The 25382-nt window shown below is 71.4% G+C and carries 22 protein-coding genes; 10 read left to right on the top strand and 12 right to left on the bottom strand.

Going from position 1 to position 25382, the window contains the following annotated elements; all coding sequences use genetic code 11:
• Positions 1 to 112 precede the first annotated feature (112 nt).
• Both HCN51_RS62680 and HCN51_RS44685 read right to left on the bottom strand, forming a co-directional pair.
• Positions 113 to 697, bottom strand: coding sequence for a TetR/AcrR family transcriptional regulator (locus HCN51_RS62680; RefSeq protein WP_080043164.1), 585 nt, complete (start codon positions 695 to 697; stop codon positions 113 to 115).
• Positions 698 to 716: 19 nt separating this feature from the next.
• On the bottom strand, positions 717 to 2297 hold the full coding sequence (locus tag HCN51_RS44685) for a succinic semialdehyde dehydrogenase (RefSeq protein WP_168018051.1): 1581 nt from the start codon (positions 2295 to 2297) through the stop codon (positions 717 to 719).
• Between HCN51_RS44685 and HCN51_RS58525 the strand changes: the two genes are divergently transcribed.
• The 3 genes from HCN51_RS58525 to HCN51_RS44700 all read left to right on the top strand — a co-directional run bounded on the left by HCN51_RS58525 (position 2296) and on the right by HCN51_RS44700 (position 7870).
• The gene (locus HCN51_RS58525; RefSeq protein ID WP_206068617.1) at positions 2296 to 4482 is read left to right on the top strand and encodes a WD40 repeat domain-containing serine/threonine protein kinase; all 2187 of its coding nucleotides are present in this window, start codon (positions 2296 to 2298) and stop codon (positions 4480 to 4482) included. The two genes, HCN51_RS44685 and HCN51_RS58525, sit on opposite strands and share 2 nt — an antisense overlap.
• A 31-nt stretch (positions 4483 to 4513) precedes the next feature.
• Entirely contained in the window at positions 4514 to 6457 is a 1944-nt protein-coding gene (locus HCN51_RS44695; protein WP_168018052.1) for a beta-propeller domain-containing protein, read from the top strand.
• A 156-nt stretch (positions 6458 to 6613) separates the two neighbouring features.
• Positions 6614 to 7870 carry a S8 family peptidase gene (locus HCN51_RS44700; protein WP_168018053.1) on the top strand — a complete coding sequence of 419 codons (1257 nt, stop codon included), beginning with the start codon at positions 6614 to 6616 and terminating at the stop codon, positions 7868 to 7870.
• Between the two features lie 84 nt (positions 7871 to 7954).
• On the opposite strand, the gene HCN51_RS44705 is transcribed toward HCN51_RS44700, so the two are convergent.
• Together HCN51_RS44705 and HCN51_RS44710 are read right to left on the bottom strand one after the other, a co-directional pair.
• On the bottom strand, positions 7955 to 9694 hold the full coding sequence (locus HCN51_RS44705) for a glycerol-3-phosphate dehydrogenase/oxidase (protein WP_168018054.1): 1740 nt from the start codon (positions 9692 to 9694) through the stop codon (positions 7955 to 7957).
• A gap of 69 nt (positions 9695 to 9763) precedes the next feature.
• Complete coding sequence (locus HCN51_RS44710; protein ID WP_080047274.1) at positions 9764 to 10534, bottom strand: DeoR/GlpR family DNA-binding transcription regulator; 771 nt, start codon at positions 10532 to 10534, stop codon at positions 9764 to 9766.
• A gap of 130 nt (positions 10535 to 10664) precedes the next feature.
• Here HCN51_RS44710 and HCN51_RS44715 point away from each other — a divergent pair, with 130 nt between their 5' ends.
• The 4 genes from HCN51_RS44715 to HCN51_RS44730 are packed head-to-tail and all read left to right on the top strand — an operon-like array spanning position 10665 to position 14412.
• Positions 10665 to 11537, top strand: coding sequence for an SIS domain-containing protein (locus tag HCN51_RS44715; protein ID WP_346434014.1), 873 nt, complete (start codon positions 10665 to 10667; stop codon positions 11535 to 11537).
• A complete protein-coding gene (nagA, locus tag HCN51_RS44720) occupies positions 11534 to 12667 on the top strand; it encodes an N-acetylglucosamine-6-phosphate deacetylase (RefSeq protein WP_168018056.1) in 1134 nt (377 codons plus the stop codon). Before HCN51_RS44715 ends, nagA begins: the two co-directional genes overlap by 4 nt.
• Positions 12667 to 13569: a 1-phosphofructokinase family hexose kinase gene (locus HCN51_RS44725; RefSeq protein ID WP_168018057.1), complete on the top strand. Its 903-nt coding sequence runs from the start codon at positions 12667 to 12669 to the stop codon at positions 13567 to 13569. Before nagA ends, HCN51_RS44725 begins: the two co-directional genes overlap by 1 nt.
• Positions 13570 to 13587: 18 nt before the next feature.
• Entirely contained in the window at positions 13588 to 14412 is an 825-nt protein-coding gene (locus tag HCN51_RS44730) for a class II fructose-bisphosphate aldolase (RefSeq protein ID WP_168018058.1), read from the top strand.
• A 59-nt stretch (positions 14413 to 14471) separates the two neighbouring features.
• Here HCN51_RS44730 and HCN51_RS44735 read toward each other — a convergent pair whose 3' ends face one another.
• Genes HCN51_RS44735 through HCN51_RS44745 form a run of 3 tightly spaced genes read right to left on the bottom strand, consistent with a single transcriptional unit; the run spans position 14472 to position 16107 of the window.
• Positions 14472 to 14906, bottom strand: coding sequence for a GNAT family N-acetyltransferase (locus HCN51_RS44735; protein WP_168018059.1), 435 nt, complete (start codon positions 14904 to 14906; stop codon positions 14472 to 14474).
• Positions 14903 to 15679 (bottom strand): phosphotransferase, encoded by a 777-nt coding sequence (locus tag HCN51_RS44740; RefSeq protein WP_080043183.1) that lies wholly within the window; start codon positions 15677 to 15679, stop codon positions 14903 to 14905. The genes HCN51_RS44735 and HCN51_RS44740 overlap by 4 nt, the downstream gene beginning before the upstream one ends.
• A gap of 11 nt (positions 15680 to 15690) precedes the next feature.
• A complete protein-coding gene (locus HCN51_RS44745) occupies positions 15691 to 16107 on the bottom strand; it encodes a nuclear transport factor 2 family protein (protein ID WP_168018060.1) in 417 nt (138 codons plus the stop codon).
• Positions 16108 to 16192: 85 nt separating this feature from the next.
• On the opposite strand from HCN51_RS44745, the gene HCN51_RS44750 reads away from it, so the two are divergent.
• A complete protein-coding gene (locus HCN51_RS44750) occupies positions 16193 to 17062 on the top strand; it encodes a TetR/AcrR family transcriptional regulator (RefSeq protein WP_206068618.1) in 870 nt (289 codons plus the stop codon).
• 67 nt (positions 17063 to 17129) lie between these two features.
• Here HCN51_RS44750 and HCN51_RS44755 read toward each other — a convergent pair whose 3' ends face one another.
• Entirely contained in the window at positions 17130 to 18251 is a 1122-nt protein-coding gene (locus HCN51_RS44755; protein WP_206068619.1) for a GuaB3 family IMP dehydrogenase-related protein, read from the bottom strand.
• A 4-nt stretch (positions 18252 to 18255) separates the two neighbouring features.
• Positions 18256 to 19737, bottom strand: coding sequence for an IMP dehydrogenase (gene guaB, locus HCN51_RS44760; protein WP_080043186.1), 1482 nt, complete (start codon positions 19735 to 19737; stop codon positions 18256 to 18258).
• A 428-nt stretch (positions 19738 to 20165) separates the two neighbouring features.
• Here guaB and HCN51_RS44765 point away from each other — a divergent pair, with 428 nt between their 5' ends.
• A complete protein-coding gene (locus HCN51_RS44765; RefSeq protein ID WP_168018061.1) occupies positions 20166 to 21182 on the top strand; it encodes a helix-turn-helix transcriptional regulator in 1017 nt (338 codons plus the stop codon).
• Between the two features lie 39 nt (positions 21183 to 21221).
• Positions 21222 to 21599 carry a DUF5319 domain-containing protein gene (locus tag HCN51_RS44770; RefSeq protein WP_080043188.1) on the top strand — a complete coding sequence of 126 codons (378 nt, stop codon included), beginning with the start codon at positions 21222 to 21224 and terminating at the stop codon, positions 21597 to 21599.
• Positions 21600 to 21708: 109 nt separating this feature from the next.
• On the opposite strand, the gene HCN51_RS44775 is transcribed toward HCN51_RS44770, so the two are convergent.
• The 3 genes from HCN51_RS44775 to groL form a co-directional block, all read right to left on the bottom strand.
• Complete coding sequence (locus HCN51_RS44775) at positions 21709 to 22344, bottom strand: sigma-70 family RNA polymerase sigma factor (protein ID WP_090930520.1); 636 nt, start codon at positions 22342 to 22344, stop codon at positions 21709 to 21711.
• A gap of 259 nt (positions 22345 to 22603) precedes the next feature.
• Positions 22604 to 23242 (bottom strand): DUF7711 family protein, encoded by a 639-nt coding sequence (locus HCN51_RS44780; protein WP_168018062.1) that lies wholly within the window; start codon positions 23240 to 23242, stop codon positions 22604 to 22606.
• Positions 23243 to 23754: 512 nt separating this feature from the next.
• Positions 23755 to 25374, bottom strand: a complete 1620-nt coding sequence (gene groL / locus HCN51_RS44785) for a chaperonin GroEL (RefSeq protein ID WP_080043190.1) — start codon at positions 25372 to 25374, stop codon at positions 23755 to 23757.
• Positions 25375 to 25382 lie beyond the last annotated feature (8 nt).

Genomic DNA, 25382 nt, shown 5'->3' on the forward strand with positions numbered 1-25382 from the left:
CCCCCGTGCACTGCGACGTCCCCCAGGACCACGCCGTCTACGTCGAGCCCAACGTCTGGGTCAGCCACGTCCTGACCTGACCGAGGTCAGCAGGTTCGCAGCCCTTCAGTGATCAGCGGGCCCGGAGCCCTTCGATGATCCGCCAGGTGGTGCGGTGGCAGAGCGCGCGGAAGTCGTCCTCGGCCATCCCGATCCGCCCGCTCAGGTACTGCTGCACCAGCCCCTGCGCACCGGAGGTCACCGCCATCGCCACCTCCAGCGGATCGTCCTCCCGCAGGAACCCCGCCCGCATCCCTTCCTCGACCAGCCCCGCCACCACGCTGAACGGCGGCCCCTGCCCGTCACGGAAGTCCTCCGGAAACCGCCGCGCCCCGGCCCAGGCGTCGGAGACGAGGAACCGGTACAGGTGGCGGCTGCCGAGCGCGAAGTCGAGGAAGTCGTCGAGCGCCGCCGCCATCCGCTCCTCCAGCCCGCCGGAGGAGACCCGCCCGGTCCAGGCGGCGGCCAGCTCCCGCGCGCTGACGTCGGCGACGGCCCGCAGCAACGCGTCCCTGCTGGGATAGTGCCGGTAGATGGCCATGGCGGTGACGCCCACGGCGTCACCGACCCGCCGCATGCTCACGGCCTCGGCGCCTTCCTCGACGAGGATGCGCCGCGCCACGTCCACGATCCGCCCGGCGGTGCCCTGATCGTTCACGTATACAGCGTATACGCGCCTATTTGAGCCTCACCCGCCGCGCCGCCTTCAGCGCCGTCGCCAGCAGCCCCGCCCACCTCTCGTACGGCATCCCGCCCGGCGGCTCGAACCCCAGCCAGCCCGCCTGCGAGGCCACCGTCCTGGCCTCCGTGTAGCGCAGCAGCCCCTCGACCCCGTGCCGGCGGCCGAGCCCCGACGCCTTCACCCCGCCCATGGGGGCGTCGTAGGACGCGTACGCGGAGGCGTACCCCTCATTGATGTTGACCGTGCCGGCGTTGATCCGGGCGGCCACGCGCCGGGCGCGCGGCAGGCTGCCGCTCCAGATGGAGGCGTTGAGCCCGTAGGCGGTGTCGTTGGCCAGTTGGACCGCCTCGTCGTCGGTGGAGAAGGGGTAGAGCGCCACCACGGGGCCGAACGTCTCGTCGCGGCACAGCGCCATGCCCTCCTCCACCCCGGTGAGCACGGTCGGCTCGTAGAACAGCGGGCCGAGGTCGGGCCTGGGCCGGCCGCCGGTGAGCACCTTCGCGCCCTTGGCCACGGCGTCGTCCACGTGCGCGGTAACGGCGTCGAGCTGGCGGCGGGAGGTGAGCGAGCCCATCTGCACGGTCCAGTCGTGCCCGGCGCCGAGCTTGAGCGCGCCGGTCTCGCGGACGAAGCGCTCGGCGAAGGCGTCGAAGACGGACGCGTGCACGTACAGGCGCTCGATCGACAGGCAGAGCTGGCCGGCGTTGGTGAAGCAGGCGCGCAGGGCGCCCTGCACGGCCACGTCGAGGTCGGCGTCGTCGAGCACGATCATCGGGTTCTTGCCGCCGAGCTCCAGCGAGCAGCCGATGAGCCGCCTGGCCGCCTCCTCGGCGACCTTCCGGCCGGCGCGGGTGGAGCCGGTGAAGACGACGTAGTCGGCGTGGTCGAGCAGCGCGTCGCCGATGTCGGCCGGCTCGCCGAGCACGACCTGCCAGATCTCGCGCGGCATGCCCAGCTCGGCCAGCAGGTCGATGGTCCACAGCGTGGACAGTGCGGTCTGGGTGTCGGGCTTGTGCACGATCGCGTTGCCGGCCAGCAGCGCGGGCACCGCGTCGGTGACGCCCAGCGCCAGCGGGTAGTTCCACGGGCTGATCAGCGCGACCACGCCCTTGGGGCGGCGCAGCTCGGTCACGCGGGTGGCGGCGGGGAAGATGCCCTTGCGGGCGCGCGGGGCGAGCAGGCGGGGTGCGCGGCGGGCGTAGTAGAGGGCGCAGCCGGCGACGTCGAGCACCTCCTCGAAGGCGTGCTTGCGGGCCTTGCCGGTCTCGTTCTGGACGATGTCGAGGATCTCGTTCCTGCGGTCGAGGATGGCGTCGTGCAGGAGGAGGAAGGGTCTGGCTCTCTCGGCGGGCGATCGGGCCGCCCACCCGGCCTGGGCCGCCCTGGCTCTCTCGTACGCCGCGCGAACGTCATCGGCGTCGGAGATGGGCAGCTCAGCGAGGGTTTCTCCGCTGAAGGGAGCGATGACGCACTGTGTCCTACCACTGGACGTGACCTGCATCTCAGAAGCATATTCCGCCCGGCTACCGGCGGGTAGTTTTTGCGGATTCGCGGCATAGGGCCAGAATCCCCTCATGGCATCCTTCGCTCCGCTCCGGCCCGGAGACCCACAGCGGCTGGGGGGCCTCGAGCTCCTCGGCCGGCTCGGCGAGGGCGGTCAAGGCGTCGTTTACCTGGCCAAAGACCACGCGGGCCAGCACGTGGCCGTCAAGTGGCTGCGCCCCGACCTGTCGGGCGACCAGGTGAGCGTGGAGCGGTTCCTGCGCGAGGTCCAGGTGGCCCAGCGCGTGGCGCCCTTCTGCACCGCCGCCGTCCTGGGCACCGGGGTCGAGCAGGACAGGCCGTACATCGTCAGTGAGTTCATCGAGGGCCCGTCCTTGCAGCGGGTCGTGCAGGAGGAGGGGCCGCGCGCGGGCTCCGTCCTGCACCGGCTGGCCATCGGCACCGCCACGGCGCTGGCCGCCATCCACCAGGCGGGCATCGTGCACCGCGACTTCAAGCCGGCGAACGTGATCATCGGCGCCGACGGGCCGCGCGTGATCGACTTCGGCATCGCGCGGGCGCTCAACGCCACCTCCACGATCAGCAGCATGGTCGTGGGCACGCCGTCGTACATGCCGCCCGAGCAGATCATGGGGCACACCGTCGGGCCGGCCGCCGACATGTTCTCGTGGGCCAGCGCCATGGTCTTCGCCGCCTCCGGGCGGGCGCCGTTCGGCAGCGACACGATGCCCGCGGTGATCAACCGCGTGCTCAACCAGCAGCCCGACCTCAGCGCGCTCGGCGAGGGCCCGCTGCGCGACGTGGTCGTCGCGTGCCTGAGCAAGGACCCGGCGCAGCGGCCCACGGCCGAGCAGGTGATCATGCGCCTGCTCCACCAGCCCGCGCCGAACCCCGGCATGCTCGCGCAGGGCGCCGCCGAGGCCGCCCCCGCGCAGCGGCCCTACCCGCACCCCGCCGGCCCTCCGTCCGGGCCGCACGGAGGCCCCTCCTCAGGCCCGCCGTTCGCGTCGCCGTCAGCACCCATGCATACGCCGATGCAGGGGCCGATGTCGGGCAACGTCCCGTACGCGACCGGCGCCCCGTTCCCCCAGCCGCAGCAGCAGGCGGCCTGGCAGCAGCCCACGATCCCGCCGTACGCCCAGGGCCCGTACACGCAGACGCGCCCCCGCAAGAGCGGCAGGGCCCCGCTGATCGCCGGCGTCACGGTGGCGGTCGCGCTGCTCCTGCTCGCCGGCGTGATCGTGGTCATCCAGCTCGACAAGGCCGCGACGACGGTCGCGGTGGACACCGGCACGCCGGAGCCGCAGCGCTCGCGCACGTCGAAGACCGCGCAGGCGTCCGTGCCGGCGACCGGCAACAGGCGCTCGATCCCCGGCGGCAAGATCTATCTGTACGAGAACCCCGCCGACGCCATCGTCCTGACCTCCTACGAGGTCTTCGACAAGCCGAAGGACGACTGGATCGACTACGCGAGGAACTCGCTGCGCGGCACGTTCACGAAGCTGTCGGGAAACTGGGAGTCGATGGTCTCCCCCGACGGGAGGCTCCTGGCGACCCGGGGCAGGAGCTACAGCTCCGACGACTACGACTTCATCGTCATCAGCGACCGCACCTCCGGCGAGCGCACGACGATCAAGACCGTCAAGGAGCCGCTGATCAGCAGCATCAGGTCGTGGTCGAAGGACGGCTCGAAGATCCTGCTGAACGTCGAGAAGAAGAGCGGCAGCAAGTGGCTGTACACGGGCTTCGTCCTGGTGGACGTGGCCGCGAAGACGGCCGAGGTGGTCGACGTGGACGACACCTCCGTCCGCGAGACCGCCTTCGGCTTCGACGGCGACGACGAGGGCGTGGTCAACGTCTACGGCGACGAGAAGAACCGCAGCCTGCGCTTCTTCGACAGCGAGGGCAAGGCCACCCGCTCGCTGACGGGCATCGGCACGCTGTCCGCCGGCACCCAGGACATCTTCTCACCGTCGGGCAAGACGTTCTTCACCAACTGCCCCAACGGCGGCGACGGCGACCACTGCATCTGGGACACCGCGACGGGCAAGCAGGTGCGCAAGTTCTCCTCCGACTGCGACAAGGCGCTCGGCTTCTACGACGAGAGCCACCTGTACTGCTGGGAGCAGAACAACGGCGACAACGACGAGATCCAGGTGCTCGACTTCAACGGCAAGCTGCTGCGCAAGATGCTGGAGGTCCCCGACGACCTCAACTTCAGCCCGGTGTTCACCATCAACCCAGCCAAAGGCTCCTGAACCATCGCGCTCGCGCAGCCGTGATGAGGGCATGAAGACGTTGATCCGCACGGCTGTGACCGCCGCCGCGCTCGCCGCGGTCACGGCCGCCTGCACCTCTTCGACGGGAGGCGCCTCCGGCCCGCCCCCGAAGGCCGTCTCGCTCGGCGCCGTCCGCCTGGTCGCCTACGACAGTTGTGACGACGCCCTGGCCGGGCTGCGGGAGCGGGCGGCGGCGAACGTCACCGCGTACGGCTTCGGCGGTGTCATGCCGTTCGCGGTGGCGGAGGACTCCGCGGCCGCGTCGAAGGCCAGGGTGACGGCGACGCCGGAGCATTCCACGACGAACGTGCACGAAGCCGGTGTGGACGAGCCCGACCTGGTCAAGACCGACGGCAACCGGATCGTCACGGTCGCGGACGGCACCCTGCGGATCATCGACACGGCCACCAGGAAGATCACCGGGTCGCTCAAGCTGGTCGAGGGCGACGCCGGCCCCGGGATGCCCGCCGACCTGCTGGTGTCGGGTGACCGCGCGCTGGTGCTCATGCGCGGCGGCGACATCATGTACAAGGCGCGCTCGTTCATGCCGCCGGGCGACACCCGTTACGTGCTGGTGGACCTGGCGGGCGAGCCCCGGGTGCTGAGCACGATCCGGCCGCAGGGCTCGTACGTGGACGCCAGGATGATCGGCTCGACGGTCCGGCTCGTCACCCGCAGCCAGCCCGAGATCACCTTCCCCGAGCCGAAGCCGGACGCCACGGAGGCGGACCTGCTCAAGGCGAACCAGGAGGCGGTGCGGCGGGCGCCGGTGTCGGCCTGGCTGCCGAGGATCGAGATCACGGACGCGTCGGGCGCCGTCAGGAAGGACGTGGTGACGTGCGAGCGGGTCAGCCACCCCGCCGACTACACCGGCACGTCGATGCTGACCGTGCACACGATCGACCTGGCCCAGGGGGTCACGGAGGCGGGCACCGACCCGATCAGCCTGGCGGCCGACGGGGACGTGGTGTACGGCACCGGCCAGAGCCTGTACGTGGCCAGCAACCCGCGCTGGTGGTCCCCGGTGGTGCGGCCGGCGGTGGACACCGTCGCCCCGGCGGTGGAGCCCACCCCTGACGACCCGGCGGTGTCTCCAGAGCCGACCCCGGCGGTGCCGCCGGAGGAGACGGAGGTGCACCGGTTCGACATCACCAAGCCGGGCGCGCCCTCGTACGTGGCCTCGGGCAAGGTGCCGGGCAGGCTGCTGAACCAGTACGCGCTGTCGGAGTACGACGGCCACCTGCGCGTCGCCACCACGGTCGGCTCGGGCGACGAGAAGAGCAGCACCAGCAGCGTCCACGTGCTCAAGGCCGACACGCTGGCCGAGGTCGGCGAGGTGGGCGGGCTCGGCGAGGGCGAGCGCATCTATTCGGTCAGGTTCATCGGCCCGATCGGCTACTGCGTCACCTTCCGCCAGGTGGATCCGCTGTACACGCTGGACCTGCGGGATCCGGCGGCGCCGAAGGTGACGGGCGAGCTGAAGATCACCGGCTATTCGGCGTACCTGCATCCGGGTGGCGAGGGCCGGCTCATCGGGATCGGCCAGGAGGCCACCGAGCAGGGCAGGACGCGGGGCACGCAGGTGTCGCTGTTCGACGTGAGCGATCCGGCCGCGCCGCGCCGGGTGTCGCAGTTCTTCCAGAAGGACTCGGGCTCCGAGGCCGAGTGGGATCCGCACGCGTTCCTGTACTGGCCGAAGACGGGCCTGTCGGTGATCCCGCTGAACAAGGCGGACGAGTCGGGGGCGCTCGTGCTCCAGATCGGCGACTCGGGGATCAAGGAGCTGGGCCTGATCAAGCATCCCCGGCAGCGCCAGGAGGGCGGTTACACCTACGAGCCGGGCATCCAGCGCTCGCTGGTCATCGGCGACTCGTTGTGGACGGTCTCGTACGAGGGCGTCCAGGTCAACGACATGGCCACGCTGTCCTCACAAGGGTGGATCCCGCTCCGTTAAGCAACCAAAGGGTGCCGGTTCGTAGCGAACCGGCACCTTTTTCATGGACATATCCCGACAAATGGTGAAAACTTTGCTTACACCCCACTGTCGGACCGGTTGGTTCGTGTAACACGCGGGCGGGCCGGTCCCCAGACCAGAAAGGCCCACGCTGCCATGCGACCACGCACCCCCCTGCGCGCATTGCTCGTCGGCGCGCTGGCGTTACTCACCGCGCCCCTGCCCGTGACAGCGGCGACCGCCTCGGCCGAACCAGAGGGCACCTACATCGTCCAGCTCAACCCCGCCATGCGCGCGCCGCAGGGCGCCGCCCAGGACCAGGTGGCCGACCTCGGCGGCCGGGTCGTCGGCGTGTACGAGCACGCGTTCAAGGGCTACACCGCCCGCCTGAGCGCCACCGCCGCCGAGAAGCTCAAGCACAATCCGAACGTGATCAGCGTGGAGCCCGACGCCGAGGTGCACGCGTTCGTCCAGACCGTGCCCACGGGAGTGCGGCGCATCTTCGGCCCGGCCAACCCGAACCTCGACATCGACGGCACCGACGACGTCCGCATCGACGCGGACGTCGCCGTGGTGGACACCGGCGTCGACAACACCCACCCCGACCTGAACGTGGTCGCCCGGGCCAACTGCGTGACCGGCGTCTGCGTCAACAACACGGGTACCGACGACAACGGCCACGGCTCGCACGTGGCGGGCACGATCGGCGCCCTCGACAACACCATCGGCCCGGTGGGCGTCGCGCCCGGCGCCCGCATCCACGGCGTCAAGGTGCTGAACGCGGCCGGCTCGGGCACCCTGTCCGGCATCGCCGCCGGCCTCAACTGGGTGGTGGCCCGCGCCTCCACCATCGAGGTCATCAACCTGAGCCTCGGCTGCAACGGCTGCTCCAGCAGCGCGATCAGCACGGCCATCACCAACGCGGTCAACGCCGGCATCGTCGTCGTGGTCGCCGCGGGCAACAGCCACGCGAACACCTCCTCGTTCTTCCCCGCCAACCACCCCGACGTGGTCACCGTGTCCGCGCTGACCGACAACGACGGTTTGCCCGGCGGCACGGGGGGCAGCACGCTGTCGTGCCGCAGCGAGACCGATCAGGACGACACCTCGGCGTTCTACTCCAACTACGGCTCCACGGTGGAGATCACGGCGCCGGGCACCTGCATCTACTCGACCTACCGCGCCGGCGGCTACGCCACGATCAGCGGCACCTCGATGGCCAGCCCGCACGTGGCGGGCGCGGCGGCGCTGCTCACCAGCGGCACCCACAAGCCGACGACCAGGGCCGGCTCCCTGGCCGTGCGCAGCACGCTGGTCTCGACGGGCAACTTCAACTGGACCGACGACTCGGGCGACGGCGTCAAGGAGCCGCTGCTCGACGTGCACGACGCCACGCGCTACCCGCCCGCGTGAGCCCTTCGTGAGCTGAGCCACCCCTGGAACGGGCGGTCCGCGGACCCCGCAGCGCCGCGGGCCGCCCCTGCCCGGCCGGCTCGTTCATGACGTGTGCTCCGGCACCACGACGGGCACGATCTCCGGCGCGCCCAGCCTGATCGCGTCGGCCTCGTGGTCGGAGTCCTGCTCCTGCGAGCGGCGCTCGGCCTCCACCCGCTTGGTGTAGTACTCGACCTCCCGTTTGACCTGCTCGCCGTCCCAGTCGAGCGGCCCGGCCAGCAGCTCGGCGGCCTCCTGCGCGACCGCCACGCCCCGGTGGAAGGTCTCGATGGAGATGCGGGTGCGCCGGGTGAGCACGTCGTTGAGGTGGCGGGCGCCCTCGTGGGTGGCGGCATAGACGATCTCGGCCCGCAGGTAGTCGTCGGCGCCCGCCAGCGGCCGGCCCAGCGACGGGTCCTGCTCGATCAGCTCCAGCAGCTCGTCGATCATCCCGCCGTACCGCTGGAGCAGGTGCTCGATCCTGGCCACGTGCAGGCCCGACTCCTGGGCGATGCGGTGCCGGGAGTTCCACAGCGCCTGGTAACCCTCGGCGCCCACGAGCGGGATGCGGTCGGTGCACGAGCGCGGCACCCGCTGGTCGAGCCCGTGCGCGACCGCGTCGACCGCGTCGCGGGCCATGACCCGGTACGTCGTGTACTTGCCGCCGGCGATCATCACCAGGCCCGGCACGGGATGCGCCACCACGTGCTCCCTGGACAGCTTGGACGTCTCGTCGGACTCGCCCGACAGCAGCGGCCGCAGCCCCGCGTACACGCCTTCGACGTCGTCGCGGGTCAGCGGCACCGACAGGACCGCGTTGACGTGGTCGAGCAGGTAGTCGATGTCGGCGCGGGAGGCGGCCGGGTGGCTCTTGTCGAGCGTCCACTCCGTGTCGGTGGTGCCGATGATCCAGTGGCGGCCCCAGGGGATCACGAACAGCACCGACTTCTCCGTACGCAGGATGATGCCGGTCAGCGAGTGGATGCGGTCGCGCGGGACGACCAGGTGGATGCCCTTGGAGGCGCGCACGTGGATCTGGCCGCGCCCGCCGACCAGCTCCTGGATGTCGTCGGTCCAGACGCCGGTGGCGTTGACGACCTGGCGGGCGCGTACCTCGAACTCCACGCCGCACTCCAGGTCGCGCACCCGCACGCCGGTGACCCGCTCGCCCTCCCGCAGGAAGCCCACGACCTGCGCCCTGGGCGCGATGTGCGCGCCGTACGTGGCCGCGGTGCGCAGCATGGTGAGCACGTAGCGGGCGTCGTCGACCTGGGCGTCCCAGTATTGGACGGCGCCGGTGAAGGCGGTCTTCTTCAGCGCGGGCGCCAGCCGCAGCGCCCGTGACCTGGACAGATGGCGGTGCCCCGGCACGCCGCGGGTCAGCCCGGTGGCGAAGCCGAGCGTGTCGTAGAGGGCCACGCCGGCGCCCACGTAGGGGCGTTCCCACCCGTAGTGGGTCATCGGGAACAGGAACGGCACGGGCCGCACCAGGTGCGGCGCGATGCGCTGCAGCAGCAGCGCCCGCTCCTGCAACGCCTCCCGCACCAGCTCGAAGTTGAGCTGCTCCAGGTAGCGCAGGCCGCCGTGGATCAGCTTGGACGAGCGCGAGGACGTGCCCGAGGCGAAGTCGCGCGCCTCCACGAGGGCGACGTCGAGGCCGCGGGTCACGGCGTCGAGCGCGATGCCCGCCCCCACGACGCCGCCGCCGACCACGACCACGTCGAGCTCCTCGGAGGCCATGCGCCCCAGCGCCTCGGCCCGCTGCGCGGGCCCGAGCAGGGCCGCGCTCCTTCCCGACGTCATAACTCCCCCTGGAACACCTGTGGTCTGCGTTCCGGTACCTACCCGCGCAGGACGCGCCCTGTAACGCCCTCAGGCGCGGACGACCTTCACGCCGGCGTCCGTGAGCTGACCCGCCAGCGTGTCGGGGAGCTGCGCGTCGGTGACGAGCGTGTCGATCTGGCCGATGGGGCAGATGCGGGAGAACGCCCGCTTGCCGATCTTGGAGGAGTCGGCCACCACCACGACCTGCGCGGCCCGGCTGATCAGCAGGTGGTTCACGCTGGCCTCGCCCTCGTGGTGGGCGGAGGCGCCGAGGGCGACGTCGAGCCCGTCCACGCCGAGGAAGGCGACGTCCAGCGTCACCTGCTCCAGCACCCCGGAGGCGAGCGGCCCGATCAGCTCGTACGACTGCTGCCTGGCCACCCCGCCGGTCACCACGATCTTGACGTGCTGCCGGACGGTCAGCTCGGCCGCGATGTTCAGCGCGTTGGTGACGACCGTGAACCCGGCCTCCAGCGCGGGCAGCGTCGCAAGGGTGCGGGCCAGCTCGGACGTCGTGGTGCCGCCGTTGAGCCCGACCACGGCCCCCGGCGTGACCAGCTCGGCCGCCGCGAGCGCGATGCGGTGCTTCGCGTCGGCGTGCCTGGCGGTCTTGTAACGCAGCGGCAGGTCGTAGCTGACGCTCTGGGCCACCGCGCCGCCCCGCGTGCGCATGAGCATCTGCTGCTGGGCGAGCTGGTCGAAGTCGCGCCTGATCGTCGCGGTGGAGACGTCGAGCGCCTGGGCCGCCTCCTCCACCGACAGCCTGCCTTCCTGCGCCAGCAGCTCAAGGATGGCGTTCCAGCGGTCGTAGCGGGACACGGAGGCCTCCCTAGGGGTGAGGAACAGGAGCAAGCGTGGCACAACCTGGAGCACCAGAGCTACCGGTGTTCATTTCTGCACTTTTTTGATATGAATGCAGCAGGAACAATCAATCATGGGGAGGCAAGTGGTGACCACCCACACCGAGGCCGAGATCGCGTCCCAGCCGTCCTGCTGGCGCCGCGCCGTCGCGAACATCCCGGCCGACGCGCTGCCGCGCAGGGGCGAGCGGGTCGCCGTCGTCGGCTGCGGTACGTCGTGGTTCATCGCGATGGCGTACGCCGTGCTGCGCGAGCGGGCCGGGCACGGCGAGACCGACGCGTTCGCCGCCTCCGAGTTCCCGCACGGCCGCCGCTACGACCGGGTGCTGGCGCTGACCCGCTCGGGCACCACGACCGAGGTGCTCGACCTGCTGGCCAGGACCACCGACAAGAGCGTGGCCATCACCGCCGACCCCGAGACGCCGATCATGAGCGCCGCCGGCGAGGTGATCGTGCTCGACTACGCCGACGAGAAGTCCGTCGTGCAGACCAGGTTCGCCACCACGCAGCTCGCCATGCTGCGCGCCTCCCTCGGCGAGGACCTGACACGGGCGATCGCCGACGCCGAGCAGGCCGTGGCCGAGCCGCTGCCCGACGCGCTGGTGCGGGCCGAGCAGTTCAGCTTCCTCGGCACCGGCTGGTCGGTCGGGCTGGCCCAGGAGGCCGCGCTGAAGATGCGCGAGGCGTCCCGCTCCTGGACGGAGGCGTACCCGGCGATGGAGTACCGCCACGGCCCGATCAGCATCGCCGCCCCCGGGCGGGTGACGTGGATGCTCGGCCAGGCCCCCGAAGGGCTGCGCGCGCAGGTCGAGGAGACCGGCGGCACGTTCTTCGAGAGCGCGCTCGACCCCATGGCCGAGCTGATCCGCGCCCAGCGGGTCGCGGTCGCGCGGGCGTTCGCCCAGGGGCTGAACCCCGACGAGCCCATGCACCTCACGCGATCTGTGATCCTTTCTTCATGAGCCTTACTCTTGCCGACGCCAAAATCGTGACGCCCGAGGGCGTGCACGAGGGGTGGCTGACCATCGAAGACGGCCGCATCACGCACGTCGGCCACGGATCCGCCCCGGGTCCCGGCCTGAGCGTGGGCGGGCGGCACGTCGTGCCGGGGTTCGTCGACGTGCACAACCACGGCGGCGCCGGCGGCTCCTTCCCCACCGGCGACCCCGACCGGGCCCGCGACGCCGTGGCGCTGCACCGCCGCCACGGCACCACGACCATGATGGCCAGCCTGGTCACCGACACGGTCGAGGGCCTGGCCGCGGCGGCGTCGGCGCTGGCCGGGCTCTGCGACGAGGGGCTGCTGGCCGGCATCCACTTCGAGGGCCCGTACATCGCGAGGTCCCGCTGCGGCGCGCACGACCCGACGCGGCTGCGCGAGCCGTCGCCGCAGGAGTTCGCGGGGCTGGTCAAGGCCGGGCGCGGGCACGTCCGCATGCTCACCATCGCGCCCGAGCTGCCCGGCGCCCTCGACACGATCAGGTTCGCCGTGGACGAGGGCGTGCTGGCCGCCATCGGGCACAGCGACGCCGGCTACGAGCAGACCATCGAGGGCATCGAGGCGGGCGCCACCGTGGCCACGCACCTCTACAACGCGATGCCGCCGCTCGGCCACCGCGCGCCGGGGCCCGTGGCGGCGCTGCTCGACGACGAGCGGGTGACGGTCGAGCTGGTCAACGACGGGGTGCACGTGCATCCGGCCATGCTGCGGCTGGCGTACGAGGTGGCCGGGCCCGGCCGCACCGCGCTGATCACCGACGCCATGTCGGCGACCGGCCTGGGCGACGGCGACTACGTGCTCGGCTCGATGGCCGTGCGCGTGCACGACGGCGTGGCGCGCCTGGTCGAGGGCGGCTCGATCGCGGGCTCCACGCTGACGATGGACGTCGCGTTCCGGCGCGCCGTCCAGGAGCTGGGCATGTCCCTGCCCGACGCCGTCCAGGTGGCCTCGCTGACGCCCGCGCGGCTGCTCGGGCTGGCCGGCCGCATCGGCTCGATCGCCGTCGGCAAGGCGGCCGACCTGGTCGTGCTCTCCGACTCGCTGGAGGTGGACGGCGTCCTGAAGGACGGCGTCTGGATCACGGAGCCTTAATGATCATCACGGTGACGCTCAACCTCGCCCTCGACGTGACCTACCAGGTGCCCGCCGTCGACTGGAACGGTGTCAACCGGGTCAGCACGGTGCACAGGCGCGCGGGCGGGAAGGGCGTCAACGTGGCCAGGGTGCTGGCCGCGCTCGGCCGCGACGTGCTGGTCACGGGCCTGGCCGGCGGGCCGACCGGCCGCGCCGTCGAGGCCGACCTGTCCTCGGCGCGCCTGCCCACCGCCCTGTACGGCATCGCGGGCGACTCCCGCACCACCCTCACCGTCACCGGCGACGGCAGCACCACCCTGTTCAACGAGCCCGGCCCCGAGGTCGCGGCGGCCGAGTTCGAGGGTTTCGCCCGGCACTACGAGCAGCTCCTGGGCGACGCCGACGCGGTCGTCCTGTCCGGCAGCCTGCCGCGCGGCCTCCCGGCCGACACCTACGCCACGCTCGCCGCCCTCGCCGCCGACCAGGGCGTGCCGTGCATCGTGGACGCCGACGGCGAGCCCCTGCGCCACGCCCCCAAGGGCCGCCCCGCCCTCCTCAAGCCCAACGCCGACGAGCTGGCCAGGGCCGTGCCGGGCGGCACCCCCGCCGAGGGCGCGCAGGCGCTGCGCGGCCAGGGCGCGGGCGCCGTCGTGGTGTCCATGGGCGCCGACGGGCTGCTGGCCGTCACCGACGAGGGCACGTTCGCGGCGCGGATGCCGTACACCGTGCGCGGCAACCCCACCGGCGCCGGCGACTCGCTGGTGGCGGGCCTGGCGCTGGGCCTGGTCGAGCCCGCCCCGTGGCCCGACCGGCTCAGGCGGGCCGCCGCGCTCGGCGCCGCCGCCGTGGCCACGCCCGTGGCCGGGGAGTTCGACCCCGACGTGTACGCCGACATCCACCCCCAGATCACCATCACGTAATCACGTTAGGAGCCCGTCATGCCCCTCGCCCCCATCGGCGACATCGTCCGCCAATCACCCGCAGGGGTGGGCGCGTTCAACGTGATCCAGCTGGAGCACGCCACCGCCATCGTGGCCGGCGCGGAGGCGCTCGGCCTGCCCGTCGTGCTCCAGATCAGCGAGAACTGCGTGCGCTACCACGGCGCGCTGGAGCCGATCGCGCTCGCCTGCCTCGCCGTCGCCAGGAGGGCGGACGTGCCGGTCGCGGTCCACCTCGACCACGCCACCGACCGCGCGCTCGTCGAGGAGGCCGTGCGGCTGGGGCTCGGCTCCGTCATGTACGACGCCTCGGCCCTGCCCGACGAGGAGAACGTCGCCGCCACGGCCGAGGTGGCCGCCTGGTGCCACGAGCGCGGCGTCTGGGTGGAGGCCGAGCTGGGCGAGGTCGGCGGCAAGGACGGCGTGCACGCGCCCGGCGCCCGCACCAAGCCGCACGAGGCCGTCGACTACGTGGCCCGAACCGGCGTCGACGCGCTGGCCGTGGCCGTCGGCACCTCCCACGCGATGACCACCAAGGACGCCGTGCTCGACCTGGAGCTCATCGCCGAGCTGCGCGCCGCCGTGCCGGTGCCGCTGGTGCTGCACGGCTCCTCAGGGGTGCCCGACGACGTGCTGCGCGAGGCCGTACGACAGGGCATGAAGAAGATCAACATCGCGACGCACCTGAACAAGGCGTTCACCGGCGCCGTCCGCGACTACCTCGTCCACGACGAGCGGGTGGTGGACTCCCGCAAGTACCTCAAGGCCGGCCGCGACGCCGTGGCCCGCGAGGTCAGCCACCTCCTGGGCGTGCTCACGGGCTGAGCTCCTTGCGCATCCTGGGCGTGCTCACGGGCCGAGCTCCTTGCGCATCCTGGGCGTGCTCACGCGGCGAGCTCCTTGCGCATCAGCACGGCGGAGCGGCCCTCGATGCCCACGCGGCCGGTCTCGACGTAGCCGAGCGACGCGTACAGGGCGATGTTGGCGGCCATCCTGACGTTGGTGTAGAGGCGCAGCGCGGGCAGCCCCAGCCGGCGCGCCTCCTGTTCGGCGTAGGCCATCAGGCGGCGCCCGATGCCCTTGCCGTGCAGGTCGGGCCGCACCGCGACGTTCTCCACGAGCAGCGCGCCGTCCTCGGGGACGAGCACGATCAGCCCGTCGAGCCCGTCGGTGACGTGCACCCGGCCGGCGGCGATCAGCGCGGCGTAATCGGCCTCCATCGGCAGCGGCCGCATGCCGACGACCTCGATCCAGGGCGTGTAGGCGTCGTGCACGAGCCGCTCCACGGCGGCCCTGTCACCCTCGTCGGCGAGCCTCATGCGCCCAATGTTGCCAGCACCCGCTCGACCTGCCGCCGGAAGGTCCCCGGCGGGTTGCGCGGGTGCTCGTGCGACAGCAGGAAGAACCAGACCAGCGCGTGCACCTTGCGGCACTCCCTGGTGCGCCGCTCCTCCTGCGGGCTCAGCTCGAACCGGTGCGCGATCTCCACCTCGCCGTCCACCCACATGGACACGTGCTCGGCCAGCTCCGCCAGCTCGAACGCCAGGTCACTGCGCCCCGAGTCCTCGAAGTCGACGATGCGCACCCGCGTGCCGTCCCACAGGAAGTTCGCCAGGTTCCCGTCGCCCGCCCCGAACACCTCCCGCACGCCCGCCTCGCCCGGCGACCAGCTCTCCAGCCAGCGCAGCCCCTCCTTGACGACCCGGTCGGCCAGCGGCTCCCTCGGCTCCCAGCCGGCGCACCGCTTCCTGACCCAGTCGACCAGCGCCTCGCGCTGCCACGGCCGCACGGGGACGCCGCGCAGCACGCGCCCCGGCACGGCGGCGTGCAGCTCGGCCAGCGCCTCGGCCATGGCCGACACGTGCTTGCCGCCCGCGACCAGCCCGCGCAGCGGTACGCCGGGGATGCGCGACATGGTCACCGCGCCGCCCTCGAACGCGATCGGCTCCGGCGCGAGCCCCGGCGCGTGCTCGGCCAGCAGCCGCAGCGCCCGCCACTCGCGCTCGGCCGCGCCCGGCTTGCTGTCCTGGTAGCGCTTGACGACGCGGTCGCCTTCGTACGTCAGCTCGTGCGTGTGCTGAAGATCAGCCATGTCTCCGCATGTTAGGAGACAGGAGCCGGCTCACCGCGGTAGCCCGCCGAGCCCGCCGGGTCGGCGTAGTCGCGCGAGTGCACGATGAGGCCGTCCCTGACGCGCATGACCATCACGTACGAGCGGGTGAACGGCTCCCCGGAGGAGATGAGGTGGCCGTGCAGGTCGTACTCGACGATGACCACCTCCGGGTCGGTGCTCTCGTGCAGCACCACGTTCGCCACGCGCTCGTGCCGCACCACCGTCCCCGCCCGGCCGAACCTGGCCCGATGCCCCTCCCTCCCCTCGAACCTGGCCGGGATGCCCGGCGGCGCGAACGGCAGCTCGATCACCGAGTCCTCCGAGTAGAGGTCGGCCAGCGCGGCGAGGTCACCGCCGGCCGCGACGGCCAGGAACCGCTCGGCCACGTCACGCGCGGACGCCTGCATCACACACCTCCCGTAGAATCCGGAACGCAGCACCCGCTTAGACCGTACGGAACGCACGTTCCGCTTGTCAACCGGGAGGTTCGGGATGGACGTGGCCGATGCGGAGGTGCCCGGTGCGGACGTGGCCGGTGCGAACATGCCCGGCATGGACGTGGCGGGTGCGGACGTGCCCGGCCGGACGGACGCGCGCCTCAACCGCGCCCGCGTCCTCGCGGCGGCCCGGGAGGCGTTCGCCGAGCAGGGCCCGTCGGTGCCGCTCGATGCCGTCGCCCGCCGGGCCGGGGTGGGCGCGGGCACCGTCTACCGGCGCTTCCCCAGCAAGCAGGCGTTGCTCGCGGCGGTGGTGAACGACCGGCTCGACCGGCTCGTCGAGGAGCTGCGCGCCCTGCCGGGCCGGCCCGGCGACCCCGGCGCCGCCTTCTTCACGGCCTTCGGGCGCGCGGTGGCGGAGGTGGCGCTCAACAAGGCGCTCTGCCAGGCGATGACGACCACCGAGGGCATCTCTCCCGGCGCCCGCGACCGCCTGCTGGCCGCCCTCGCGCCCCTGCTCGCCCGCGCCCAGCGGGCGGGCGCCGTTCGCGCCGACGTGACGCCCGAGGACGTGGCCCGCCTGATCGCCGGCTGCGCCACGATGGAACACGCGTCCACCCTGGAACGCGGGGGCGCCCTGGAACACGCGGGCACCCTGGAACACGCGGGCACCCTGGAACACGGGGCCACCAGGGCACGCGGGGCCGCCCCGGACCCTGCGGCCACCTCGCCGAGCCACGCGACCCGGATCGTCATGGACGGCCTCAGAGCGACCACCGCCACCACCGTAACGAAACCTAACGAAACCAGGTGCGCGGAGTGCGGCGCGCCCCTCACCGCCACCACCACGGGCCGCCCCGCCCGCTACTGCGGCAACGCGTGCCGGCAACGCGCCCACCGCCGCCGCCGCCACACCCCTGGCTGACCGCCGCCTCCCCCAAGACGGCGAAACGGCCGCCGCCCGATGCCGGGCGACGGCCGTTTCGCGGGAACTAGCGCTGGATCGGCGCCACCACGACCTCGACCCGCTGGAACTCCTTGATGTCGGAGTAGCCGGTGGAGGCCATGGTGCGCTTGAGCGCGCCCATCAGGTTCATCGACCCGTCGGCCACGCTGGACGGCCCGTGCAGGATCTGCTCCAGCGTGCCCACCGTGCCGAACGCGACCCGCCGCCCGCGCGGCAGGTCGGGGTGGTGCGCCTCGGAGCCCCAGTGGAACCCGTGCCCGGGCGCCTCCACCGCGCGCGCCAGCGGCGAGCCCACCATGACGGCGTCGGCGCCGCAGGCGATGGCCTTGGCGATGTCGCCGGAAGTGCCCATGCCGCCGTCGGCGATCACGTGCACGTAGCGGCCGCCGGACTCGTCGAGGTAGTCGCGCCGTGCCGCCGCCACGTCGGAGATCGCGGTGGCCATCGGCACGGCCACGCCGAGGACGTTGCGGGTGGTGTGGGAGGCACCGCCGCCGAAGCCGACGAGCACGCCGGCCGCGCCGGTGCGCATGAGGTGCAGCGCGGCGGTGTAGGTGGCGCAGCCGCCCACGATGACGGGCACGTCGAGCTCGTAGATGAACTGCTTGAGGTTGAGCGGCTCGGCCCGCCCCGAGACGTGCTCGGCGGAGACCGTCGTGCCGCGGATGACGAAGATGTCGACGCCCGCGTCGATGACGGCCTTGTGGTACTGGACCGTGCGCTGCGGCGACAGCCGCACGGCGGTGGTCACCCCGGAGGCGCGGATCTCCTCGATGCGCCGGCCGATCAGCTCTTCCTTGATCGGCGCGGCGTAGATCTCCTGCAGCCGCCTGGTGGCCGCCTCCTGGTCGAGGGCGGCGCACTCCTCCAGCAGCGGCAGCGGGTCCTCGTAGCGCGTCCACAACCCTTCGAGGTCGAGCGGCGCCAGGCCGCCGAGCCGCCCGATCTCGATGGCGGTGGCCGGCGAGACCACGCTGTCCATGGGAGCGACGACCACGGGCAGCTCGAACCGGTAGGCGTCGATCTGCCAGGCGATCGAGACCTCCTCCGGGTCACGGGTGCGCCGCGAGGGCACCAGGCCGATCTCGTCAAGCGCGTACGCCCGCCGCCCGGTCTTCCCCCGGCCGATCTCCACCTGCTGAGTCATGCTCTTACCTTCTGTGATAGTTCGGAGCTTCCACGGTCATCTGGATGTCGTGGGGATGGCTCTCCTTGAGGCCCGCCGCCGTGATCGGCATGAGCTCGCAGTCGGTGTGCATCTGCTCGATCGTGCGGCAGCCGGCGTACCACATGCCCTGGCGCAGCCCGCCGATGAGCTGGTGGGCGACGGCCGCGACCGGGCCTCGGTAGGGCACCTGGCCCTCGATGCCCTCGGGGATGTACTTGTCCTCGCCGCCGACGTCGGCCTGCGCGTAGCGGTCCTTGCTGAAGGAGGTGCCGCCGCGCTCGCGGTTGCGTACGGCGCCGAGCGAGCCCATGCCCCGGTACGACTTGAACTGCTTGCCGTTGATGAAGATCAGCTCACCGGGCGACTCCTCGCAGCCGGCGAGCAGCGAGCCCAGCATGACCGTGTCGGCCCCGGCCGCGATGGCCTTGACGATGTCGCCGGAGTACTGCAGGCCGCCGTCGCCGATCACCGGCACGCCGGCCGGCGCGCACGCCTTGGACGCCTCGTAGATGGCCGTGACCTGCGGCGCGCCGACCCCGGCCACGACGCGGGTGGTGCAGATGGAGCCGGGGCCCACGCCCACCTTGACGGCGTCGGCGCCCGCGTCGACCAGCATCTGCGCGCCGGCCCTGGTGGCGATGTTGCCGCCGATGACCTCGACCTTGCTGTTGGCCTTGATCTTGGCGATCATGTCGGCCAGCCCCTTGGAGTGGCCGTGCGCGACGTCCACCACCACGACGTCGACCCCGGCCTCGATGAGCGCCTTGGCGCGCAGCTCGGCGTCGCCGCCGACACCGATCGCCGCGCCGACGAGCAGCCGGCCGTCGGCGTCCTTGGTGGACAGCGGGTACTGCTCGCTCTTGGTGAAGTCCTTGACGGTGATCAGGCCGCGCAGCCGGCCGTCGGCGTCGACGAGCGGCAGCTTCTCGATCTTGTTCTGCCTGAGCAGCTTGAACGCCTCGTCGCGCGACACCCCGACCGGGGCGGTGACGAGCGGCATCTTCGTCATGACCTCGCGCACGGGGCGCGTCTGGTCGGTCTCGAAGCGCATGTCGCGGTTGGTGACGATGCCGACCAGCGTGCCCGACACGTCGGTCACGGGCACCCCGGAGATCCGGTATGTGGCGCACAGCCGCTCGACGTCGGCCAGCGTGTCGTCGGGGCTGCACGTCACCGGGTTGGTGACCATGCCCGCCTCGGACCGCTTGACCAGGTCGGCCTGCTGGGCCTGCTCCTCGACCGACAGATTGCGATGCAGAATGCCGATGCCGCCCTGACGGGCCATGGCGACCGCCATGCGGGCCTCGGTGACGGTGTCCATCGCCGCGGAGATCAGCGGGATCGACAGCGTGATGCCCTTGGACAGGCGAGATCGGGTATCGGCCTCTCCTGGCTGCAGGTCCGAATACCCGGGCACCAGCAGCACGTCATCGAAGGTCAGACCCATCTCGGTGAACTTGGACATGCCGCGGCCCCCTCCTGCCTAGCTTTGGTGTGCACTAAGTCTAGGCCCTGGCTCCAAAACGCACTTAAGCCGGGAGCACGAAGACCCCCACGATGGTCCGACGTGCTCCCGGCTTCCGGCAAAAAAGTGCCGGGGGATGGGACGGTCGGTGATCCGTCCCATCCCCCGGCCACCGGCATCCGGGCAACGGCGGCGCTGCACGCCACCGAACCCCCCTCCGCGTCCTGATGGCCGGCGCAACCGCGCCCTTGGCTGGATGCCGACGCTAGGTAAAGCCTGCGTTACTCAACGGCACATCGCAATGTGAAAACGTGCAATTGCACGAAGTTGCACGTCCTGGAGAAGCAGTCCGGGCAACACGCGGACAAGGAGGGAATGCGGGGTTATCCTCGCGGCACGCCCGTGTCCCCCCAACGGAGCCGCCCATAATGCCCAACCAGCCGCGAATGATGTCCGATCCGCTCAAGACGCTGGGCCTCGACCCGGCACAAACGGCGCTCTACTCCGCCGTGTTGCGCCTGCACAGGGCCACCCGCTCCGATCTGGCGCAAGCCATGGACGGCCCCGTCGAAAAAGTTGGCCGCCAGCTCGACGATCTGGTGAAGCTCGGGGTCATCGACGAGCAATCAGGGCAATACCTGGCCAGACATCCCGCCGCGGCACTCGGCCGGCTGATCGCCGACCGGCTCGACCGGCTCGCCGAGGAGAGCCGCATGATCGATTCGGCGCTCGGCTCGATTCGCGGCCTGATCCGCGACTACGACGCGGGGCGCGACTATCGCAGCGGGCCATTCACGGTGGAGATGGCGAGCGGGGCGGACATCCTGTACGAGAGCGTGGTGGGCATCGCCGTACAATGTCAAACGCCACCAATGCCCTTACTGACCGCGGTTCCCGACGAGCGCACTATGACCGACTTTGCGCGGAAATTTGCGGATCCATGGATTGATGCGCAAAAACGGAATTTGCTAACCGTTCAAGCGATCATTCCGGTGTCCACGCTCGTGCTCCCCGGCGTCCGCGACCAGCTCGCCCGCCTCATCGAGGCGGGCGGCGAGGTGCGCACGATGGACCGGGTGCCGAGCTGGTTCATGGCCGCCGGGCCCGAGATGGCCGGCCTGCCCGCCCACTGGGGCGGCAACCTGCCCGACCACGCCTACAACTTCTACCTGGTCCGCACCTCCGTCGTGGTCGGCGTGCTCACCTCGCTCTTCCGCGAGCTGTGGGCTCGCGCCGTGCCCCTGCCGTGGGGGCGCAGGAGCGACGGCATGGTGCAGGTGCTGCGCCTGGCCGCGCAGGGCATGTGCGACGACTCGATCGCCCGCCAGCTCGGCGTGTCGGTACGCACCGTACGCGCGAGGTTCGCCGACGCCATGACCGAGTTGGGCGCTCAGTCCCGCTTTCACGCGGGCGTGGAGGCCACCAGACGCGGATGGCTGAGGTAAACCCCACCGCGCGGGCCGCTTCGGTCATATGGTGGGAAGGTGCTGGAAGACGTCCCCCGCGATCCGTTCGCGGACGACCCGAACGACCCGTCCTCGGCGATGGGCGCGCTCGACGACGCCGAGCCACTCACCGCGGCCGAGCGCGACGAGGCCATCACCGACCTCGCCGACGTCGAGGTCTTCCGCTCCCTGCTCGAACCGCAGGGAGTGCTGGGGCTCGTCCTTGACTGCCCTGAATGCGGCGAGCAGCACTTCTTCGACTGGGAGCTGCTGCGCGGCAACCTGAAACAAATGATCGAGAAAGGCCAGCCGCAGGTGCACGAGCCGGCCTTCCACCCCGACCCCGCCGACTACGTGAGCTGGGACTACGCGCGCGGCTACGTCGACGGTGTCATCGACACGGAGGAGCGCCGCTGATCGACGTCATCGAGCAGCGCGGCGAGCAGGCGCACTGCTGGATCCCCTGAATCGGGCAGCTCTCCACGACCGAGCGCGTCGAGCAGCGCGTCGGTCTCCTCCTCAGGCGTCAAGCCGACTCCAGCTCCGCCATCTGCCTCAACCTGGCCAGCGCCCGATGCTGGGCGACACGAACCGCACCCGGTGACATACCGAGTACATTACCGGTCTCCTCGGCCGACAGCCCCGACACCACCCGCAACAGCAGCAACTCCCGCTGGTTGTCGGGCAGCCGGGCCAGCAGCCGCCGGGCGTGCTCCACCTCGATGTAGCGGACCACCGTCTCTTCCGGCCCCGGGCCGTCGTCGGGCCCGTCGGGCAGATCCTGGGTCGGCACCGCGGAGCGCACCGAGCTCCGCAACGCGTCGGCCACCTTGTGCGAGGCGATGCCGAACACGAACGACGCGAAAGGCCGCCCCATGTCGCGGTATCGCGGCAGCGCGGACAACACCGCGATGCACACCTCCTGGGCTACGTCATCAGCAATGTGATATTGCCCTGAAACCCTGCCCAGCCTGGCGCGGCAATACCGCACCACCATCGGACGCAACTCACCGAGCAGGGATTCGATCGCACTGCGATCTCCCTGCACGGCGAGGCTCGTCAGTTCCCTAAGGTCGGAGTCATCCGTCCGTGCCGGAAGTCTCGACGCGAGCCTTACCCCAATTTTGGCGTCGGCGACGCTTCCCTCGCTCACGATAGGCATGATGCCCGCACTGATCCGGCCTGTCGTCATGGCGAACGGCTACGGATTGGTCACATTGAAGCGACGATAACGAGGAGTAATCGACCGACCACACTAAGCCTTAATACTGACATAATGTTTCAGACGATAACCCGGAATGCGCGACATTTGTCAGACCCCGGACGCTTATCGCACACTCCCGGTTTACTCCAATAATCCACCTTTTCCCCCACTTCCCCCCATCCCGCCCACCACCGGACACGCCGCCTGCGCCCTGCCGTCATTCGTCCCGCGGCAAGTCGAGCAGTTCCAGATACCCGCGCACCGCCTCCCACAGATGGTGCTCCGGATACCGCCGCAACCCCCGGTGCTCCCGCCGCCACCGCCGGTCCCAGTACGCGGCGTGCACCGCCCGCAGATGCTCCAGAGCCGCCTCCAGCTCTTCCGCCGCCCCGGCGACCCGCTCCTCCGCGCGGCCTTCCTCATCGCCGCCCCGCAACTCCCCGAACCGCCGCCCCCGCAACGCCTCCAGCACCCTTTGGTCGACCCCGTCCAGCGACCAGAACCGCACCGGCTCGTGGATGCGATGATTGGCCACCGGCTCCCGGAACGACCGCCACCAGTAGGCCACCCCGCCCTGATCCAGCCGCAGAAAGTCCACCAGCCACGCGGTCCCCGGCGGATGCGTCCCCCACGCCACCTCCTCGGGCGGCAGGTTCAGCACGAACGCCACCTCGATCTCGTCGAGCGGATCCGCCCCCTCGACGAGACCGCCGAACACGTAGGCTTCGCGCAGGAACGGCTCCTCGGCCGGCAACCGCCTGGTCTGCTCACACGCCTCGGCCAGCATCCGCAGCCGCTCCACCGCCCGCCCGTACCGCATCTCCACCGCCTCCCCCGCCCACCCTAGGCCGCCCACCCACCGCCTTCGGCCGACCCCTGGCCGAGCTGCGCCACCCCGCCGACAGGCAGCCCCTCCTCACACGCACCGGCAGGCGGCACCAGAGGCCCTTCTCACGGGAGCCGGGCATGGGCGCGCGCTCCCACGTCACGCGAGCACACGGGCACCCTCGGGACCGGCCCGGTCGCCCCTCTCGCGCCCGCCGGGAGCGGTCACGGTCACCTCTCACGCACGCCGGGAGCGACAGGCGAGCGCCTTCGCATGCGCCGGCCACCCTCGCGGCGCCCCAGCGCACCGCCCACGGGCAGGCGGCCACGCCTCTCGCGCGTTGGGCGGGCAGCGCGCCGTTCATGGGCAGGCGGCGCCACAGCGGCCCTCTCGCGCGGCGGGCGGCGGGGTGTGCCCCTTGCGTGGGTCGGCGCGGGCGCGTGGCATGGCGCGCGGCCCCGGCCCCGTGCCCGCGCCCCAAAAGCCGTACGGCCCGCACCCCCTCCGGGTGCGGGCCGTAGCGGCGAAAGAGGTGGGGCCGGTCAGTGGCCGTGGCCGTGACCGTGGCCCTGGCCGGCGGCCGGGGCCTCCTCCTCGGGCTTGTCCACCACGAGCGCCTCGGTGGTGAGCAGCATGCCCGCGATCGAAGCCGCGTTCTGCACGGCCGAGCGCGTGACCTTGACCGGGTCGATGACGCCCTGGTCGAGCAGGTTCACGTACTCGCCGGTGGCGGCGTTGAGGCCGTGACCCGGCTCCAGCTCGGCCACCTTGTGCGTCACCACGTAGCCCTCGAGACCGGCGTTCTCGGCGATCCAGCGGGCGGGCTCCACCAGGGCGCGGCGGACGATGCCGACGCCGGTGGCCTCGTCGCCCGTCAGGCCGAGGTCGTCGAGGTCCTTGGAGATGTGGATGAGCGCGGAGCCACCGCCGGAGACGATGCCCTCCTCGATCGCGGCGCGCGTCGCGGAGATCGCGTCCTCGAGGCGGTGCTTCTTCTCCTTGAGCTCGACCTCGGTGGCGGCGCCGACGCGCAGCACGCACACACCGCCGGCGAGCTTGGCCAGGCGCTCCTGCAGCTTCTCGCGGTCCCAGTCGGAGTCGGACTGCTCGATGGCAATCTTGATCTCCTTGACGCGGTCCTCGATGGCCTGCGCGTCACCGGCGCCGTCGACGATGGTCGTGGCGTCCTTGGTGACGACGACGCGGCGGGCCGTGCCGAGCACCTCGAGACCGACGTGCTCCAGCTTGAGGCCGACCTCCTCGCTGACGACCTGGCCGCCGGTGAGGATGGCCATGTCCTGGAGCATCGCCTTGCGGCGGTCGCCGAAGCCGGGGGCCTTGACGGCGACGGAGGTGAAGGTGCCGCGGATCTTGTTGGTGACCAGGACGGCCAGGGCCTCGCCCTCGACGTCCTCGGCGACCACGAGCAGCGGCTTCTTCGTCTGGGCGACCTTCTCCAGCAGCGGCAGGAAGTCCGCGATGGAGGAGATCTTGCCCTGGGTGAGCAGGATGTAGGCGTCCTCGAGGACGGACTCCATCCGCTCGGGGTCGGTCACCATGTAGGCCGACAGGTAGCCCTTGTCGAACTGCATGCCCTCGGTGAACTCGAGCTCCATGCCCATGGCGTTGGACTCTTCGACGGTGAGGACACCGTCCTTGCCCACCTTGTCGAACGCCTCGGCGATCAGGCCGCCGATCTGCGCGTCCTGGGCGGAGATCGTCGCTACGTTGGCGATCTCCTTCTTGTCGCCGACCTCGCGGGCGCTGGCGAGCAGCTTGTCGCTGACGGCCTTGGCGGCCTTGTCGATGCCGCGCTTGAGCGACAGCGGCGAGGCGCCGGCGGCGACGTTGCGCAGGCCCTCGCGGACCATCGCCTGGGCCAGGACGGTCGCGGTGGTGGTGCCGTCACCCGCGATGTCGTTGGTCTTGGTGGCAACTTCCTTGGCGAGCTGGGCGCCGAGGTTCTCGTAGCGCTCCTCCAGCTCGATCTCACGAGCGATGGTCACACCGTCGTTCGTGATCGTCGGCGCACCGAACTTCTTGTCGATGACGACGTTGCGGCCACGCGGGCCGAGGGTTACCTTCACGGCGTCCGCGAGGGCGTTCACGCCGCGCTCGAGCGCGCGGCGGGCGTCCTCGTCGAACTCCAGGATCTTCGCCATTGCTGAAA

Origin of the sequence: Nonomuraea composti, from assembly GCF_012034275.1 — a bacterium.
GTDB lineage: Bacteria > Actinomycetota > Actinomycetes > Streptosporangiales > Streptosporangiaceae > Nonomuraea > Nonomuraea composti.